Origin of the sequence: Acetobacter papayae (genome assembly GCF_047721125.1) — a bacterium.
Taxonomy (GTDB): Bacteria; Pseudomonadota; Alphaproteobacteria; order Acetobacterales; family Acetobacteraceae; genus Acetobacter; species Acetobacter papayae.
Window position 1 is genome coordinate 69,839 of the sequence record NZ_JBDNWF010000001.1, and the last position, 15,779, is coordinate 85,617.

Sequence of the window (15,779 nt, forward strand, 5' to 3'; positions counted from 1 at the left end):
CGTTGGAGCGCTGGTGGCTGGCATGCAACAAATTCCTTTACTGCTGGTCTCCCCGCTGGACGAAAGGGGGCCGGGGAGGCTATGTGACGCGCCTTGTGAAGCCGCGCAACCGCCCGGAGAGCTTTATATCCTTCATACACGGGAGGGAAAGCTGGGGCGGGGGTTTTTCGTGGCCCGTTATTTCGCGGCGTGTCTGGTGGAGAAAAACGTATGTCCGGTTCCGCACCCCGGATTGTCATGAAATTCGGCGGCACGTCCGTGGGCGATCTCGATCGTATCCGGGCCGTGGCCGAACGTGTCAAAAAGCAGAAAGACGCCGGCTGCGATGTTCTGGTGGTTGTTTCTGCCATGGCGGGAGAGACCAACCGGCTGGTGGGCTACTGTCAGTCCCTGTCCCCCCTGCATGACCCCAAGGAATACGATTCGATCGTAGCCACGGGCGAGCAGGTAACAAGCGGGCTGCTGGCCATTGCATTGCAGACTCTGGGGGTGCCCTCGCGCTCCTTTGCCGGGTGGCAGGTGCCGATCGAGACCGATTCCGCCCATGGCAAGGCCAGTCTGGACCGTATTGATGGCGAACGCCTGCTGGGCGCCATGGCCGAGGGCGTTGTGCCGGTTGTGGCGGGCTTTCAGGGGGTTGCGCCTGATGGCCGGGTGTCCACGCTGGGGCGTGGCGGATCCGATACGTCGGCCGTTGCACTGGCGGCGGCCATCCGGGCTGACCGATGCGATATTTATACCGATGTGGACGGGATCTACACGACCGACCCGCGTATAGTCGCCAAGGCGCGTAAGCTCGACAGGATTACCTACGAGGAAATGCTGGAACTGGCCTCCGTAGGGGCCAAGGTACTGCAGACCCGCAGTGTTGCGCTGGCTATGCGCCAAGGCGTGCGGGTGCAGGTGCTGTCCAGTTTTGAAGATGGTCCGGCGGTTATGGAAGGCCAGCTTCCTGGATCTCTGGTGGTGGATGAGGACGAAATCGTGGAAAAGAAACTGGTCACCGGCATTGCCTATTCCCGTGATGAAGCCAAGCTGTCTGTCCGGCGCATTCCAGACCGGCCCGGCATTGCCGCAGCGATTTTCGGCCCGCTGAGTGAGGCGAATGTCAATGTGGACATGATCGTGCAGAGCACGGGCGCGGATGGCACCACCAACATGACCTTCACCACCAGCAAGACCGATCTGCCGCGCGCCATAGACGTGCTGGATTCCGTGCGTGAAGCCGTGCAGTACGAAGAGCTCCAGACCGACCCGGATATCGTGAAAGTTAGCGTGGTGGGCACGGGCATGCGTTCGCATGCTGGGGTAGCCAGCATCATGTTCCGCACCCTGTCCGAGCGCTCGATCAACATTCAGGCGATTTCCACCAGCGAAATCAAAGTGTCCGTTCTGGTCGCGGCAGAATATGCCGAACTGGCCGTGCGCGCCCTGCATACCGCTTATGGGTTGGATAATGTCTGAGGTGCTGCCCGCAGAGGCGGAACAGGCTCCCACGCAGGCCGAACTCCAGCGCGCCCGCGCGCGGCTTGACCGGCTGTGGCAGCGTGGCACGGCGTTTCTGGGAACGCCCTATGCCATTCTTGGCGGTGCCATGTCATGGCTGAGTGAGCGGCATCTGGTTTCGGCCATTTCCAATGCGGGCGGGTTTGGCGTTATTGCGTGCGGTGCGATGGAGCCCGATCGACTGGCGGAGGAAATTGCCGCCACCCGCGCCATGACCGATCGTCCATTCGGGGTGAACCTGATTACCATGCACCCCCGGCTAGATGACCTGATCAAGGTCTGTCTGGACGCGAGTGTCACGCATATCGTGCTGGCGGGTGGTATTCCGCCGGGTGCGGCCATCAAGGCCATCAAGGAAGGCGGGGCAAAGGTCATTGCCTTCGCACCAGCACTTGTTCTGGCCAAGCGCCTGATCAAGATGGGCGTTGATGCACTGGTGATTGAGGGAACGGAAGCCGGTGGCCATGTCGGCCCGGTTTCCCTGACGGTTCTCGCGCAGGAAATCCTGCCGGTCATTCAGGACGTGCCCGTGTTTGTCGCCGGTGGTCTGGCCCGGGGCGATGCCCTTCTGGGGTATCTGGAAATGGGGGCCGCGGGTGGGCAGTTCGGCACGCGCTTTGCCGCCGCCGAAGAAAGCATCGCCCACGAGAAGTTCAAAAAAGCCTTCCTGCGTGCCGCCGCGCGCGATGCGGTGACATCGCCCCAGCTTGATGAACGCTTTCCGGTCATTCCTGTGCGCTCGCTGGCCAATGAGGGCGGGCGTAAGTTTGTGGCGCATCAGGCTGATGTCATTCGCCGCTTTCAGGGTGGCGAACTGACGCGCGAAGAAGCCCAGCTTGAAATCGAGCATTTCTGGGCCGGTGCCTTGCGGCGTGCCGTGATTGATGGTGATGTGGAAAACGGCTCCGTCATGGCGGGGCAGTCGGTAGGGATGGTCAAGTCTGTCCAGCCTGTCGCGGAAATTATTGCTGACCTGATAGAGCAGGCCGTGTTAGCTCTAGTCGGGCAACAAAGACGTATGGATGCCGATGGCTGAACACACACACGGTCCAGAGCAAGGGCAGGGCAGTTCCACACCGCCTCTGCCTGATGTGGCCATGATCGGTGTGGGTGAGGCATTGCGCCAACGGCGCGAGCAATTGGGGTGGTCGCTGGATGATGTGTCCGGCTGGCTGCGTATCCGTCGTTCCTATCTGGAAGCGCTGGAAAGCGGGCAGGCCGGTATCCTGCCTGCAGAAGTTTATGCCCTTGGATTTTTAAGGACTTATGGACAGGCACTAGGGTTTGACCCCGAAAGTCTGGCCGGGTTCTACCGCAAGGGCAGCCGGGCAGCCGGGCACAGGCCCGAGCTTGATTTTCCCGTTCCTATCCCTGACCGGCGCCTGCCTCCGGCGGTGGCTATTTCCATCGGTCTTGGGGTGGTCGTTCTTAGCTATGTGGGTTGGTACTGCTTCATGGGGCGGGCAACCCCGCTGCCGGAGCTAGTGCCGCCGGTGGCGAGTCTCATGCCCGGAGAGGCCGCGCATAATGCGCCCTCTCCGCAGGTTGCCTCCATTCTGCCAGAGAAAAGTGGCATTCCTGATACAGCTTCAGGTCAAGGCAGGGTGCAGGACGTGCCAGTTCCTCCGCCACTGACCCAATCCCCCGAAGCTGTACAGGATTCGTCTGAATCTGCTTTTTCAGGTGAGGGAGCAGCACCGCAGGCAGCGGGCGCCCCCGAACATTCTGCCGAGCCGGGGACTAGTGCACTTGTTTCAGGGGCCGAGGTCGCTCAATCTGCGGCAGCTCCTGCTGGCGGTAGTGTAGTCTCTGGGCCTTCTGCAGGTGGTCAGCCCATGGTGATCCGGGCTGGGCAGGTAAGCTGGATTCAGGTGCGTGATGGTGCAGGCAAGGTTGTTTACGACAAGGTTCTGCAACCAGGTGAAAGCTGGAATGTGCCCGAAGGCAATGGCCCTTATGACCTGACAGTGGGCAATGCTGGTGGTATAACAGTGAATGCAGGGGATGTAACAACACCGCCTCTGGGCCGTAACGGTGCAGTGCGGCGGCATCTGGTGCTGAGCGCACAGGCCGTGCGGGATGGTTCGCTGGTTGCCAGTGTGGCTGCTCCGCCTGTGGCGCGGAGTGCCCCGGCAGATGTCGCGCCGTCTGTGCCGCATGCGGCCTCTGATACGGATAAACTGAACGCGGATCAGATCGAAGGGCAGGGCCTACGCTAACTCCCTGCCATGGTCATGGCGCTGTTTCTGTTTTGTGTGTAGCCAAAAGCGTTTGTTTTTGGCAGGACAGCACCAGAATTCGCGGGCAAGCCGTGGTGCCGAGCACGGTTCTGTCCGCCAACTGTCGTCTCGACAAAAGGATGTAAAATGAGCGGCTACCGGCCTTACCAGCATATAGAACGACGGAAATCCAGGCAGATCCATGTCGGCAAGGTGGCTGTCGGTGGGGACGCCCCGATTTCCATCCAGACCATGACCAACACCCTGACCAGCGATGCGCAGGCGACAATCGAGCAGATTCGTCGTGCGGAACTGGCTGGTGTGGATATCGTGCGTGTGTCATGCCCGGACGAGGAAAGCACCGCAGCTCTTGCCGAAATCGTGCGCGAAGTTAACGTACCGATCGTGGCGGACATTCACTTCCACTACAAGCGCGCTATCGAAGCCGCTCAGGCGGGTGCAGCCTGCCTGCGTATCAACCCCGGCAATATCGGCAGCGCCGAGCGCGTGCGCGAAGTGGTAAAAGCCGCCAAGGATTATGGCTGCTCCATCCGTATCGGGGTTAATGCCGGGTCGCTTGAAAAGCACTTGCTGGAAAAATACGGTGAGCCCAACCCTGAAGCGCTGGTCGAAAGCGCTCTGGAACACGCTAAAATCCTTGAAGATCATGATTTCCGTGAATTCAAGATCAGCGTGAAGGCGTCTGACGTGTTTCTGGCCGTTGCTGCCTATCAGCAGCTTGCCGATGCATGTGACTACCCGCTGCATATCGGCATTACCGAAGCAGGTAGCAAGCGCGCTGGCACAGTCAAATCCTCCATCGGGCTGGGCAACCTGCTGTGGGCGGGCGTGGGTGATACCATGCGCGTTTCACTGTCCGCCGCGCCGGAAGAGGAAGTGCTGGTCGGCTGGGATATTCTCAAATCCCTCGGCCTGCGCCACCGTGGCGTGAAGATCATTTCCTGCCCGTCCTGTGCGCGTCAGGGCTTTAACGTGATCGAGACGGTGCAGACACTTGAAGACCGTCTGGCGCATATCAAAACACCGCTGACCCTGTCGATCATTGGCTGCGTGGTGAATGGCCCCGGTGAAGCCCTGATGACCGATCTGGGTGTTACGGGCGGTGGTTCTGGCCGTCACATGGTGTATTCGGCTGGCAAGCAGGATCACACGGTGCCCGCAGGCGACATGATCAACCATGTTGTGGATCTGGTTGAGGCCCGCGTGGCCCAGATCGAGGCGGAAGAAGCTAAGGCAAAGCAGGCTGGTGAAGCCGAGCAACTGCCGGATATGGCTTCGGCCAACTAAGCGGCTAGCGGCTTCGGGCTGTCTGCCCGAGGCCGGATCAGGAAACTGGCGCCGGAGTGCGCCGCGCATGGAACTGTTTCGTGCGCGGCGCATGGCGTTTTGTGGAACCATCAAAGACAACACGCAGCATTCCGGGGCGTGACGCGGAATGCGGGATCGAGAGCAGGGCAGGCCGGTGAGCAGCATTCAACCCGTAAGAGGAACCCACGACCTTATTGGCGAGGAGCAGCGCCGCCACGCACAGGTTGTCGAAGCTGCGCGCCGGATTGCGGGGCTGTATGGCTTTGATGAATGGTCCACCCCGATTTTTGAGGAAACACGGGTTTTTTCGCGCTCGCTGGGCGATACGTCGGATGTCGTGTCCAAGGAAATGTATTCCTTTAGTGACCGGGATGGTGAAAGCCTGACCCTTCGCCCAGAAGGCACGGCCGCCATCTGCCGTGCGCTGGTCAGCAACGCGCTAACACAGTCCTTGCCGCAGAAGGTTTTTTACACCGGGCCGATGTTCCGGCACGAGCGCCCCCAGAAAGGGCGCTATCGGCAGTTTCATCAGATCGGCGCTGAATTGCTGGGGGCCGCCGAGCCGCTGGCCGATGCCGAGGTGATCGCCATGGGGCATGCGGTACTGTCGGCCCTTGGTGTGGTCGAGCATGTAACGCTGGAACTCAATACGCTGGGTGATGCCGAAAGCCGAGATGCTTGGCGTGCGGCGTTGGTGGCCTATTTTTCCGATTACAGGGATCGCCTGTCGGAAGACAGTCTGGTGCGGCTGGAAAAAAACCCCCTGCGCATTCTGGACAGCAAGAACGAAGGCGACCGCGCATTGGTGGCGGATGCCCCGCGCATGGCAGAGTATATGACCCAGCAGGCGCAGGACTTCTGGGATGAACTGCGTGCCAAGCTGGATGTGTTCGGCATTGATTACAAAGTTAGCCCCGGCATCGTGCGCGGGCTGGATTACTATAACCACACCACGTTTGAATTCGTGACAACGCGCCTTGGCTCACAGGGCACGGTGCTGGCTGGTGGCCGCTATGATGGGCTGGTCAAGCAGATGGGCGGGCCGGATGTGCCTGCTATCGGCTGGGCAGCGGGTGTCGAGCGTCTGGCTATGTTGCTGGAAACGCCGCCGCAGGCCCCCCGGTCCGTCGTGATCGTGCCCGTGGGCTCGCCAGATGAGCGGGCCCTGTGTGGCATTCTGCAGGCGTTGCGCGTGCAGGGTGTCCGTACCGAAATTGGCTATAAAGGGGCCTTGCGCAAACGGATGGAGCGGGCTGCAAAACAGAATGCCAGCCATGTCCTGTTTGTGGGGGAAGACGAACTCGCTGGCGGTCTGTTCCGGGTCAAGGATATGGAAAGCGGGCAGGAGCGTGAAGCCACGCATCAGGCGCTCATGACGGATGCCGGGAGCGTGTTTGCGTGAACGCACTGGATGAACGGCTGGACAGGATTGTCAGCCGCGCACTGGAACTTGAAGCCCTTCTGGCAGGTGGTCTGGGGGGAGATGCGTTTACCCAGGCCTCGCGTGAATATGCCGAGCTTGAAGGTGTGGTCAGCCAGATCAACGCCCTGCGTGATGCGGAACAGGAAATGACGCAGGCCGAGCAATTGCTGGCCGACCCCGAAATGCGTGAACTGGCAACGGTGGAACTGGAAGAGCTGAAAAGCCGCCTGCCATCGTTGCATCAGGCCGTGCGGCTGGCGCTGCTGCCGCGTGACGTTGCGGATGAGCGTAGCGCTATTCTGGAAATTCGCCCCGCTGCCGGGGGGGATGAGGCCGCGTTGTTCGCTGCCGAACTGTTCGACCTCTACCGTCGCTATGCCGAGCTGAAAGGCTGGCGCTTTACGGTTATGGATTACGATGAGAGCGAACTGGGTGGCCTGCGCTGCGGTATAGCGGAAATCAATGGCCGCAGCGTGTTCGCTCGTTTCAAATATGAATCCGGGGTGCATCGCGTGCAGCGTGTGCCAGCTACGGAAAGTCAGGGCCGTATTCATACCTCCACCGTGACCGTGGCCGTTTTGCCCGAAGCGGAAGAGGTGGATGTCAATATCAACGAGACAGATCTGCGCATCGATGTTTTCCGGGCATCGGGCGCGGGTGGGCAGCATGTGAACAAGACCGAAAGTGCTGTGCGGATTACGCATATGCCCAGCGGTATTGTTGTTTCCATGCAGGAAGAAAAAAGCCAGCACAAGAACCGCGCCAAGGCCATGAAAATCCTGCGTGCGCGGTTGTATGAGCGCGAGCGCGAGCAGGCTCATGCCAACCGCGCGGCGGATCGTCGCTCACAGGTGGGAACGGGCGATCGTTCCGAGCGGATCAGAACTTATAATTTCCCGCAAGGCCGCGTTACGGATCACCGGATCAACCTGACCGCCTACAAGATTGACCGCTTTATGCTGGGCGAGATTGATGAGTTCGTGGATGCGCTGACACAGGACGAACAGGCCGCCCTGCTAGCGGCTGAAGGCCTGTAAGCACTCTGGGCCACCGGCAGGTGGCTTGGGGCTGTAGTGCCTAGCTGATGGGGGCTGCGCAGGAGTCTGACTGGCCGGGCCGGTGTTCGGCTGTCTCGGGTGAATCCGGGTCCAGCAGGTAGAAATCCGTAAACCCGTTTGAGCCAAGGGCAAAGAAATGATGCCCATCAGGGCTGTGCAGCACGCCATCGCTGCTGACTTCGTGGGTTTCTACCCGGCCTTCAGGGGTGCGGATGGTGATTTCTCCGCATAACGTATACGAATGTTCGGTGCGTCCGGTTGGTGTCGGCACACGCACTGTCTTGGCCCGGTTCATGTCATTAAGCTTGATGGTGCTGACAAGCTGGCCGTCCAGATAGATGCGCGAAACTTCGGATATTTCCGTATCCGCCTTTTCATCGGTCACGGAAAACTCCCCCGCATGGGCCATGGTGGGGAACAGGGCAAAAAAAGCGAACACACAGGCCGTGGCCCGGGCTGTACGTGTTGGCATGACGGAAACAGGCCTATGTGGGCTTGGAGTATAAGAACGTGACATTTGCGGATCATAACCGGGGACAGGCGCCAATAGAACAGCTTTTACGGCAGGGTGCACAGGCTCTGGCGGAAGCAGGCGTGGAAAATCCTAGACGTGAAGCCAGACTGCTGTTGCAGCACGCACTGGGTTTGACGGCTGAGCAGATGCTGGCCCTTTCACCTCGTAGCGAGGTTGATCAAGCGTGCTATCTGGACTGGGTGGCGCGCCGTACGCAGCATGAGCCGTTTGCTTATATTACCGGGCAGAAAGGGTTCTGGACACTCGATCTGGCAGTCTCCTCCGCCAGCCTTGTGCCGCGTGGCGATACGGAAACGCTCGTATCCTGCGTGCTGGATCATTTTCCCGACAGGGATGCGCCACTATCGGTGCTGGATCTGGGCACGGGAACCGGCTGTATTCTGCTGGCCGTGCTGAGCGAATACAAGCAGGCATGGGGCATGGGGGTAGATATCAGCCCGCAGGCGGCAGCTCTTGCCGCAGGCAATGCCGCGCGTTGCGGGCTGGGTGGTCGTGCGGCTTTTATTGCCGGAAGCTGGACGGACGCACTGGCACCAGAGACCCGGTTTGATCTCGTGCTGAGCAATCCGCCCTATATTCCTACGCGCGATCTGGCGGAACTGATGCCCGAAGTCCGGAACCATGAACCCGTGCGCGCACTGGATGGCGGGCAGGATGGGCTGGATGCGTACCGCCTGCTGTGCACGGACCTGCCAGCCCGGCTTACGCCGAATGGGCTTGGGGTCTTTGAAATCGGCATCGGGCAGGAAGCGGATCTGAGGGCGCTGGCGGCGGAAAACCATCTCGACGTGGCTGAGGTGCGGCCCGATTTTGAGGGCATATCCCGCGCGGTAGTCATGCGGCATCAGCCGATATGAAAAAAGCGGTTGGCTTTAAGGCCTGTGGTTGATAATGTAAAAGAGCTTGATCAAAAAGGCCATCTGTGGGTTGTTGTAACCTCGTTAGGCCAAACAAGCGGTACGGGCCTTTATATCTGGCAATGACCATGTTGCTGCCTATTAGAAGTGCCCCTCCAGAAAAACAATTTGGACCTTCATTCAGGAACTGGCCCGTCAGGAATGGCCCGCTCCCATGTAAAGTGCCATGAACAGGAAAGCGCTGTGGTAAGCCCATGAATGTAAAGCGGATGCGGACCAGACATCATCGTTCTGGCGGGAGCAGTGGATCGTCCTCCAGGCAGTCGAGCGGCCAGATTCCCATGAACCGGAACCACGTTTTCGACAGCCATGGCCCGGATGTGAGGGTGCGCGGCACCGCCCAGCAGCTTTTTGAAAAATATCTCCAGCTTGGCCGCGATGCCACAGGCTCTGGGGATCGTGTGGCGGCTGAAGCCTATTTCCAGCATGCCGAACATTATTTCCGTATCATGAACGCCATGGCGCAGGCCGCTCAGCAGAGCCAGATCGAGCGAGCCGAGCGTCAGGCCGGTCGCCAGCAGCGTAACCAGAATAACGCGGCGGAAGACGGCGAGGATAAAGCGCCTGAAGCCGATGCGGAAGAAGAGGGCGAAGTCAGGGATCTGGCTATGGAACCGCAGCCCGAACTGTCAGAGGGCTAAGCAGTTCCAGCGCTCTTCCCATGTCATAGCTTGATTGTGGCTGATGGCATGGGAAGGGTGATGTCCATGCAGAATCTATACGCATGACGCGCAAAGACGCACGGCTATTGCCGTGGTGTCTTTGAAAAAACCAAGTTTTTATGAAGAAAAACTGGTAGCGGCGGACGGATTTGAACCGCCGACCAAGGGATTATGATTCCCCTGCTCTACCACTGAGCTACGCCGCCATCGTTTGTTGGCGCTGATCTACCGTGTTCCGGCATGGGCGTCAACCCGTGTTTATGGTTTTTGTTTCTTTTTGTAGATCATGTGCTTACCGCAGGGTCCTTACGGCCCGAGGTTGCCTGAACCGAAGATATAATTACTGACCTGCTGCTCAAGGCTCGTGGGTTCCTGTGTGTGGGTCAGCAGGGCACCGGGAGGGGCGTATGTGCTGTCATGCCCCGGTTCGATCATAAGCGCGTTTTCCGATGCCAGCGTGGCACTGCCAATGCTGAGCGTGCTGTCCTGTGGTAGCCGTAGCGACGAGGCGAGCCGAAAGCGCACAAGTGCCATTTGGCTGGCGGGGTCCAGAGTAATGGAAGATACCCGCCCGACCCGCACGCCTGCCAGTTCTACATCCGCGCCACGGGTTAGCCCGTTTGCTGAAACAAACCGGGCGGACAGTTCGTAGCCATTGCCGCCGGGGGCTTTTTGTGTTCCCAGCGCGTAGGAGGCAAAACCCGCCGCAGCCAGCAAAACAGCGCCACTGAAAATCCATGCGCCTGTGCGGCTCTGCCTCATCATGTTTTTACCTTCTTTTATGGCTACCTGTTCCCGGCCTGTTATCAGGGCCGGACGAAAACCTTGCAGCCATCGGGGGCATGGTGCAAGGACATCAATAAGAAAAGAGTAATGGGGATACAGGCGCATATGTCGTACATGCAGGCATTTATCATGGCGTTGCTGCAAGGCGCGACAGAGCTTTTCCCGGTCAGTAGTCTGGGGCATGCCGTTATTCTGCCAGCGTTGCTGCACTGGAATTACGACCTGCACGATGTGTCGTTCCTTCCTTTTCTGGTCATGCTGCATCTGGGCACCTCTGTTGCCCTGCTGGTGTTTTTTTTCAGGGACTGGCGTGCGCTGTTTCTGGGGGCTGTTGGGCGAGACGGGCAGCGTATCCAGCTTGAAAGCCTGCATATTTTCTGGCTGCTGATTGTTGCAACCATCCCTGCGGTTGTGGTGGGGGGGCTGTTCGAGCATCTGCTCCGTTCGTTTTTTGGCTCGGCCTCATCGGCGGCGGTGTTCCTGTTTCTGAACGGGCTTTTGCTACTGCTGACAGAGCGGCTGCGCAGCAGTGTGGTTACCCGTGAGGTGCGCTGTATCGCCGGGCTGACCTCGCGTGATGCCGTGGTGATCGGTCTGTTCCAGTGTCTGGCGTTTTTTCCCGGCCTGTCGCGCTCGGGGGCGACAATCTGCGGTGGGCTTTTGCGCGGCCTGCACCATGATGCGGCGGCACGCTTTTCCTTTCTTATGGCGCAGCCTGTCATTATTGCCGCGACCGTGCGCGAGGGTTTCAAGCTGTGGCATGCGCCGCCGGATGCAGGGCAGATCCACCTTGCCATGGCGGCAGCCGTTGTCGCCGGGGTTACCGCGTTGGCCAGCACCGCGTTTCTCATGCGTTATTTCCGCAGTCATGACCGCTGGGCCATGACCCCCTTTGCCCTGTACTGCATGGTGCTGGGTGGCGTGGCGTTTCTCGCCTTGCGTTTCATGGGCTGAGGCAGGCGGATATGGCGGCAGTGCCGTCTGTGCACCGTCGCAAGCGGCTTGAACATGCGGGGCGCGAAAGTGCCGCGGGCTCTTTGCGCCGCACGCTGGGGCCGGTGCATCTTGTCCTGCTTGGGGTCGGGTCTACGGTCGGGGCTGGTATTTATGTCATGACCGGTGTGGCGGCGGCGGATTACGCCGGGCCAGCCGTGCTGCTTTCCTTTATGCTGGCGGGGGTGGCCTGCCTTTTTACCGCGCTATCCTACGCCGAACTGGCGTCTCTTATGCCGGTGGCCGGGTCGGCCTATACCTACGCGTATGTTTCGCTCGGTGAAGGCTGGGCATGGGCTGTTGGCTGGCTCCTGCTGCTTGAATACGGCATTTCCTGTGCGGGTGTGGCCTCGGGGCTGTCGGGCTATCTTGTCAGCCTGCTGCATGATTTCGGCATGCTGGTGCCTCAGTCCCTGAGCGCGACAACCGTGCAGGTGGCGCAGGGGGCTTCTACCCAGACGGTGCATTTCGGGCTGAGGCTTGATTTGCCGGGGGCCGCTTCCATCCTGCTTGTAACCAGTGTGCTGCTTGTGGGGGTGCGGGAGTCTTTTCGTATCAATGCCGCTATTGTGCTCCTCAAGGTCGGGGTGCTGCTTCTGTTTGTGGGGGTAGGGGTATGCTGGGTCCGGCCTGCGTTATGGACCCCCTTTATCCCGGCTTATGAAGGCGGATTGCATTACGGTGTGCCGGGTATTTTTCGCGCCGCATCGCTGATTTTTTTCGCTTATGTCGGGTTTGAGGCGGTTTCCACCGCAGCGGGAGAGGCCCGTAACCCCCGTCGCGATGTGCCTCTGGGTATTGTCGGGGCGCTGGTCGTGTGTACGGGGCTTTATATGGCCGTGGCTGCTGTGCTGGTGGGCGTGGTGCCATGGCGGGGGCTCGGTGTGGCAGACCCGCTGGCCGTGGCGGTTGGGGTTATGGGTCAGCCATGGCTTGCTTTGTGTATCAAGCTTGGGGCGGTTATCGGCCTGTGCTCGGTTTTGCTGGGGTTGTTATACGCCCAGAGCCGCATTTTCTATACAATGGCGGAAGACGGCCTGCTTTCCGCTTTGTTTCGCAGGCTGCACCCACGCTTTCTCACCCCATGGCACGGAACACTGGTGTTGGGTGTCGGGGTTGCTCTGGCAACGGCGGTGCTGCCGGTTGAAATGATTGGTGATCTGGTAAGCCTTGGCACGGCCATGGCGTTTGGGGTCGTATGCCTGACGGTTATCTGGCTGCGGAATGTCGAGCCGGATATGCCGCGTGTCTTCCGGGTGCCTCTGGGCGGGTTTTGGATACGGGGTATCTGGATTGGTTATGTGCCGCTGTTGGGTGTGCTGTTCTGCCTTGTCATGATCGCGCCGCTTGGTGTCGACATGGCGCTGGCGTTGTGGCAGGGCAATCCGCTGCCAGTTGCGCTGCTTGTGGGTTACGCGCTGGCGGGCTGGGCGTTTTATCGGTTTTACGGGCGCCATCATTCACGGATGGGGCAGGCGGAATCCGGCCCGTGAGGCCAGAACCCGCCTAGTCGTTGGGGGGGTAGGAAGCCAGAAGCCTTTTCTGCCACCGCCAGAGGCGAATGCCGCGCCACAGATTGGTAGGCCGCCACCCTTGCGCGACCTTGCTTGCACCAATGCGAAAGCTTTCGCCGTAGTGGTGAAACTGGGCTGCGTAGGCTTCCTTGAGTGTGGTGCGGGAATCCCAGATATGGGTGGCTTCGGAGCCGACACCGTTGATTTCGATAATTTCGAAATCCTCCCCGTTACGCAGGGCCTCGCGTGAGCGGAATTTCACATCGATCCGCCCGAAATGAAAATCGGGAATATCCTGCATGATCGCGTCTATGCGCGCGGTGAGGGCAGGGGTGATGTCCTCCTTGCCGTTATGGAAGACCGCGCCCTTGCAGTGGTTGCCGGTAAAGAGCAGTTCCATCCGCTCGCCTTCAGGCAGAACGGTGTGCAGGCGTTCTTTCAGGCGTTTTTCATACAGTTCTGGCAGGCGGGCTGCGCGGTTGTCCTGACGGATAAGCTCCAGAACCGTGTCGCGGCCGTTGCCGGTTATGCTCGGGATGTCCTTGTAGGTCAGGGACGAAATATGGCCCTGAGGGTCATCGGGGTGGCGGATGTAGAACAGCCCCGCCTCATGCGGCAATAAAATGAGGCGCTGGATAACCAGATCGATCCCGCGCGGAAAAGCCGTCAGTGTTTTTTCCAGATCAGCCTGTGTGCGCACAAGGCGTACGCCGGTGCCGTTGCAGCCAATATCGGGTTTGACCACTACAGGCAGCTCAAGGCCTTTGGCCTTGATGGCAGCACGTGCGCGGGCCGCGTCGTCCTTGCCGGTGGTCAGGGTTGTGTAGGGGGCAATCCAGCCGGAGGCGTATGAGCCTGCCATGTCCAGAATACTGCTTTTGCTTTCTCCACACAGCCCGCCGGTGACAATGCGCGGGTTGGCGGCGGTCGGCACGGTCAGGCTGCGATAGCGTAGGCCGAGCAGGAACCAGTACAGCACTACCGGGGTATAAAAGAGCCAGCCGGGCCAGAATTCAAACAGGGAGAGCGGGTTGGCCGCCTTGGCTGAAGTATCGTCGGTCATGAGTTGTGGTTTTTCCTGATGCGGGCGGCAACCCGCCCCGAAAGGATCATGAGTGCCGCAAAACCTGCAATGCCAGCCCAGCGCCACGCGCCCAGATGCGCCAGCAGGAAAGCGCCGATTTTGAGCGAAAGTAGGAACAGCCCTGTTGTCCACAGCATGGTGGCCAGCACGGTGGCCAGTGTGAAGGTTTTCAGCCCCGCACGAAAAAAACCACACGCGGTATAAAGCGGCAGGCGCGTGCCGGGAATGAAACGGCTGATAAAGACAGCCTTGAACAGGTTGCGTGTCAGCCACTGGCGTTGCTGGCTAATACCCGGCATGTCGACCCATCGCCGGGCGGGTGGCCAGCATGCCGCCAGAGCGCCAAGGCCATACAGCCCGACATCGCCCAGAACGATTCCTGAATAAAGCGCCGTCAGCGCCGCGAAAGGGGATACGACATGGAGCTGAACCTGAATGGCGGTAATCAGCGTTGCGGCGTCTTCCAGCACAAAGGTGGCCAGAATGATGATGACAACCTGCATGAAAGGGCTTGCGGCTGTCAGGTGAAGGACATGCTCAAGCAAGGAACCCCGGCTCTCCTCTCCTGTTGTGCGGGTCTGTGCCCGGTTGGGATACAGGGCAGGATGAACCCGTTGCAGGAGGCGCTCAAGCCGGTGTCCTGTCAAGCTGGAGCACGGCAGGCCCCATACGGGAAAAGAGAGTGGATGAACGCGCGAACAGGGTGCTAGACGGGAAGGCGTCAGTCATGGCACAGGCGGCGCAAGGCAGCCGGGACGAGGGGATAATGGATAGAAGAACTCTGCTTGTTCGCGGTTTGGCCGCCACGGCCTTTACGGGGCTTTCTAGTGTGCCTGTGTGCAGGGCATGGGGGCAGCCTGCTACCTATGCCGCCTTTCTGGCCGGTGTCAGGCACGAGGCGCTGGGGCAGGGCCTTCCGGCGGGGGTAATCGATCAGGCATTGGCCCTGTGCAAAACCCCCAATGCAGCCGTTATCAAGGCGGATCGGCACCAGCCGGAGCAGGTTCTGACATGGGCGCAGTACAAGGACAGGGTGCTGACGGAAAAAAAGCTGTCCGATGGCCTCCAAGCCATGACGGAACAGGGCGAGCGCATCGGCCAGATTGGCGGGCAGTACAAGGTTAGCCGGGGCGTGATTGCTGGCATCTGGGGGCTGGAATCTGCCTATGGCACCCGTATGGGCAAGTTTTCCGTTATCGATGCGCTGGCCACACTGGCTTTTGAAGGGCGGAGGGCTGCGTTTTTCAGGGGCGAGCTTTTCAAGGCGCTGCATATTCTTGCCCAGGGCGGTATGGAGCCGCGCGCCATGCTGGGCAGCTATGCGGGGGCGATGGGGCAACCCCAGTTCATGCCCAGCGCCTATGAGCGTTTTGCTGTCAGCTACCCCGAAGGCGGACGGCCCGATATCTGGCGTAACGAGGCGGATGTATTCGCCTCCATTGCCAATTATCTGGCCCGGAGCGGCTGGCAGGATGGGGCAATATGGGGCGAAGCCGTGATTGTGCCGGATTCCATGGCTCAGGCCCAACTCGGGCGCAGCCATGTCAGGCCGCTATCATGGTGGGTGCAGCAGGGTGTGCGGCCCCGTGCCGGGCGTTTTGCCGATAATGCGGCTATGGGGGCGGTTATCCGCCCGGATGGGCCCGGTGGTGAAGCGTTTGTCGTTTACCATAATTTCAATGTAATACGCCGTTACAACGCTTCGGACTTCTATGCGCTGGCGGTTGGTATTCTGGGTGATGCGATAACGTGA

The 15,779-nt window shown here is 59.9% G+C and carries 15 protein-coding genes and 1 tRNA gene; 11 read left to right on the forward strand and 5 right to left on the reverse strand.

Going from position 1 to position 15,779, the window contains the following annotated elements; translation table 11 throughout:
- The first annotated feature begins 210 nt into the window (after positions 1–210).
- The 6 genes from ABF757_RS00310 to prfA all read left to right on the forward strand — a co-directional run bounded on the left by ABF757_RS00310 (position 211) and on the right by prfA (position 7,514).
- The gene (locus tag ABF757_RS00310) at positions 211–1,464 is read left to right on the forward strand and encodes an aspartate kinase (protein ID WP_025859620.1); all 1,254 of its coding nucleotides are present in this window, start codon (positions 211–213) and stop codon (positions 1,462–1,464) included.
- A complete protein-coding gene (locus ABF757_RS00315) occupies positions 1,457–2,542 on the forward strand; it encodes an NAD(P)H-dependent flavin oxidoreductase (protein ID WP_415480434.1) in 1,086 nt (361 codons plus the stop codon). Before ABF757_RS00310 ends, ABF757_RS00315 begins: the two co-directional genes overlap by 8 nt.
- Positions 2,535–3,725 (forward strand): helix-turn-helix domain-containing protein, encoded by a 1,191-nt coding sequence (locus ABF757_RS00320; RefSeq protein WP_415480435.1) that lies wholly within the window; start codon positions 2,535–2,537, stop codon positions 3,723–3,725. Before ABF757_RS00315 ends, ABF757_RS00320 begins: the two co-directional genes overlap by 8 nt.
- Positions 3,726–3,872: 147 nt before the next feature.
- Positions 3,873–5,033, forward strand: coding sequence for a flavodoxin-dependent (E)-4-hydroxy-3-methylbut-2-enyl-diphosphate synthase (ispG, locus tag ABF757_RS00325; RefSeq protein ID WP_415480436.1), 1,161 nt, complete (start codon positions 3,873–3,875; stop codon positions 5,031–5,033).
- Between the two features lie 175 nt (positions 5,034–5,208).
- The gene (hisS, locus tag ABF757_RS00330; RefSeq protein WP_415480437.1) at positions 5,209–6,456 is read left to right on the forward strand and encodes a histidine--tRNA ligase; all 1,248 of its coding nucleotides are present in this window, start codon (positions 5,209–5,211) and stop codon (positions 6,454–6,456) included.
- Complete coding sequence (gene prfA / locus ABF757_RS00335; RefSeq protein ID WP_035370246.1) at positions 6,453–7,514, forward strand: peptide chain release factor 1; 1,062 nt, start codon at positions 6,453–6,455, stop codon at positions 7,512–7,514. Before hisS ends, prfA begins: the two co-directional genes overlap by 4 nt.
- A 40-nt stretch (positions 7,515–7,554) precedes the next feature.
- Here the strand turns inward: prfA and ABF757_RS00340 are convergent, their stop codons facing one another.
- Positions 7,555–8,007, reverse strand: a complete 453-nt coding sequence (locus ABF757_RS00340) for a hypothetical protein (RefSeq protein WP_415480438.1) — start codon at positions 8,005–8,007, stop codon at positions 7,555–7,557.
- A gap of 38 nt (positions 8,008–8,045) precedes the next feature.
- Here ABF757_RS00340 and prmC point away from each other — a divergent pair, with 38 nt between their 5' ends.
- Together prmC and ABF757_RS00350 are read left to right on the forward strand one after the other, a co-directional pair.
- Positions 8,046–8,927 (forward strand): peptide chain release factor N(5)-glutamine methyltransferase, encoded by an 882-nt coding sequence (gene prmC, locus ABF757_RS00345; protein WP_415480439.1) that lies wholly within the window; start codon positions 8,046–8,048, stop codon positions 8,925–8,927.
- A gap of 254 nt (positions 8,928–9,181) precedes the next feature.
- Positions 9,182–9,628 carry a DUF4167 domain-containing protein gene (locus tag ABF757_RS00350; RefSeq protein WP_415480440.1) on the forward strand — a complete coding sequence of 149 codons (447 nt, stop codon included), beginning with the start codon at positions 9,182–9,184 and terminating at the stop codon, positions 9,626–9,628.
- Positions 9,629–9,780: 152 nt separating this feature from the next.
- Here ABF757_RS00350 and ABF757_RS00355 read toward each other — a convergent pair.
- Both ABF757_RS00355 and ABF757_RS00360 read right to left on the reverse strand, forming a co-directional pair.
- Positions 9,781–9,855: transfer RNA gene (locus ABF757_RS00355), tRNA-Met, on the reverse strand.
- A 100-nt stretch (positions 9,856–9,955) separates the two neighbouring features.
- Positions 9,956–10,540, reverse strand: a complete 585-nt coding sequence (locus ABF757_RS00360) for an MlaD family protein (RefSeq protein ID WP_081773416.1) — start codon at positions 10,538–10,540, stop codon at positions 9,956–9,958.
- On the opposite strand from ABF757_RS00360, the gene ABF757_RS00365 reads away from it, so the two are divergent.
- Both ABF757_RS00365 and ABF757_RS00370 read left to right on the forward strand, forming a co-directional pair.
- On the forward strand, positions 10,541–11,389 hold the full coding sequence (locus ABF757_RS00365) for an undecaprenyl-diphosphate phosphatase (protein ID WP_025859627.1): 849 nt from the start codon (positions 10,541–10,543) through the stop codon (positions 11,387–11,389).
- Positions 11,390–11,400: 11 nt separating this feature from the next.
- Complete coding sequence (locus ABF757_RS00370) at positions 11,401–12,921, forward strand: amino acid permease (protein ID WP_415480441.1); 1,521 nt, start codon at positions 11,401–11,403, stop codon at positions 12,919–12,921.
- A 13-nt stretch (positions 12,922–12,934) separates the two neighbouring features.
- On the opposite strand, the gene ABF757_RS00375 is transcribed toward ABF757_RS00370, so the two are convergent.
- Together ABF757_RS00375 and ABF757_RS00380 are read right to left on the reverse strand one after the other, a co-directional pair.
- On the reverse strand, positions 12,935–14,005 hold the full coding sequence (locus tag ABF757_RS00375) for a D-alanine--D-alanine ligase (protein ID WP_415480442.1): 1,071 nt from the start codon (positions 14,003–14,005) through the stop codon (positions 12,935–12,937).
- Positions 14,002–14,571, reverse strand: a complete 570-nt coding sequence (locus ABF757_RS00380) for a DedA family protein (protein WP_415480443.1) — start codon at positions 14,569–14,571, stop codon at positions 14,002–14,004. The genes ABF757_RS00375 and ABF757_RS00380 overlap by 4 nt, the downstream gene beginning before the upstream one ends.
- Before the next feature lie 221 nt (positions 14,572–14,792).
- On the opposite strand from ABF757_RS00380, the gene ABF757_RS00385 reads away from it, so the two are divergent.
- On the forward strand, positions 14,793–15,779 hold the full coding sequence (locus ABF757_RS00385; RefSeq protein ID WP_415480444.1) for a lytic murein transglycosylase: 987 nt from the start codon (positions 14,793–14,795) through the stop codon (positions 15,777–15,779).

What these genes read in the sequence shown, in the direction of transcription:
- ABF757_RS00310 (WP_025859620.1), top strand. Translation starts at nt 211, where the DNA reads ATGTCCGGTTCCGCACCCCGGATTGTCATGAAATTCGGCGGCACGTCC.
- ABF757_RS00315 (WP_415480434.1), top strand. Translation starts at nt 1,457, where the DNA reads ATGTCTGAGGTGCTGCCCGCAGAGGCGGAACAGGCTCCCACGCAGGCC.
- ABF757_RS00320 (WP_415480435.1), top strand. Translation starts at nt 2,535, where the DNA reads ATGGCTGAACACACACACGGTCCAGAGCAAGGGCAGGGCAGTTCCACA.
- ispG (WP_415480436.1), top strand. Translation starts at nt 3,873, where the DNA reads ATGAGCGGCTACCGGCCTTACCAGCATATAGAACGACGGAAATCCAGG.
- ABF757_RS00340 (WP_415480438.1), bottom strand. Translation starts at nt 8,007, where the DNA reads ATGCCAACACGTACAGCCCGGGCCACGGCCTGTGTGTTCGCTTTTTTT.
- ABF757_RS00350 (WP_415480440.1), top strand. Translation starts at nt 9,182, where the DNA reads ATGAATGTAAAGCGGATGCGGACCAGACATCATCGTTCTGGCGGGAGC.
- ABF757_RS00360 (WP_081773416.1), bottom strand. Translation starts at nt 10,540, where the DNA reads ATGCGCCTGTATCCCCATTACTCTTTTCTTATTGATGTCCTTGCACCA.
- ABF757_RS00365 (WP_025859627.1), top strand. Translation starts at nt 10,541, where the DNA reads ATGTCGTACATGCAGGCATTTATCATGGCGTTGCTGCAAGGCGCGACA.
- ABF757_RS00370 (WP_415480441.1), top strand. Translation starts at nt 11,401, where the DNA reads ATGGCGGCAGTGCCGTCTGTGCACCGTCGCAAGCGGCTTGAACATGCG.
- ABF757_RS00375 (WP_415480442.1), bottom strand. Translation starts at nt 14,005, where the DNA reads ATGACCGACGATACTTCAGCCAAGGCGGCCAACCCGCTCTCCCTGTTT.
- ABF757_RS00385 (WP_415480444.1), top strand. Translation starts at nt 14,793, where the DNA reads ATGGATAGAAGAACTCTGCTTGTTCGCGGTTTGGCCGCCACGGCCTTT.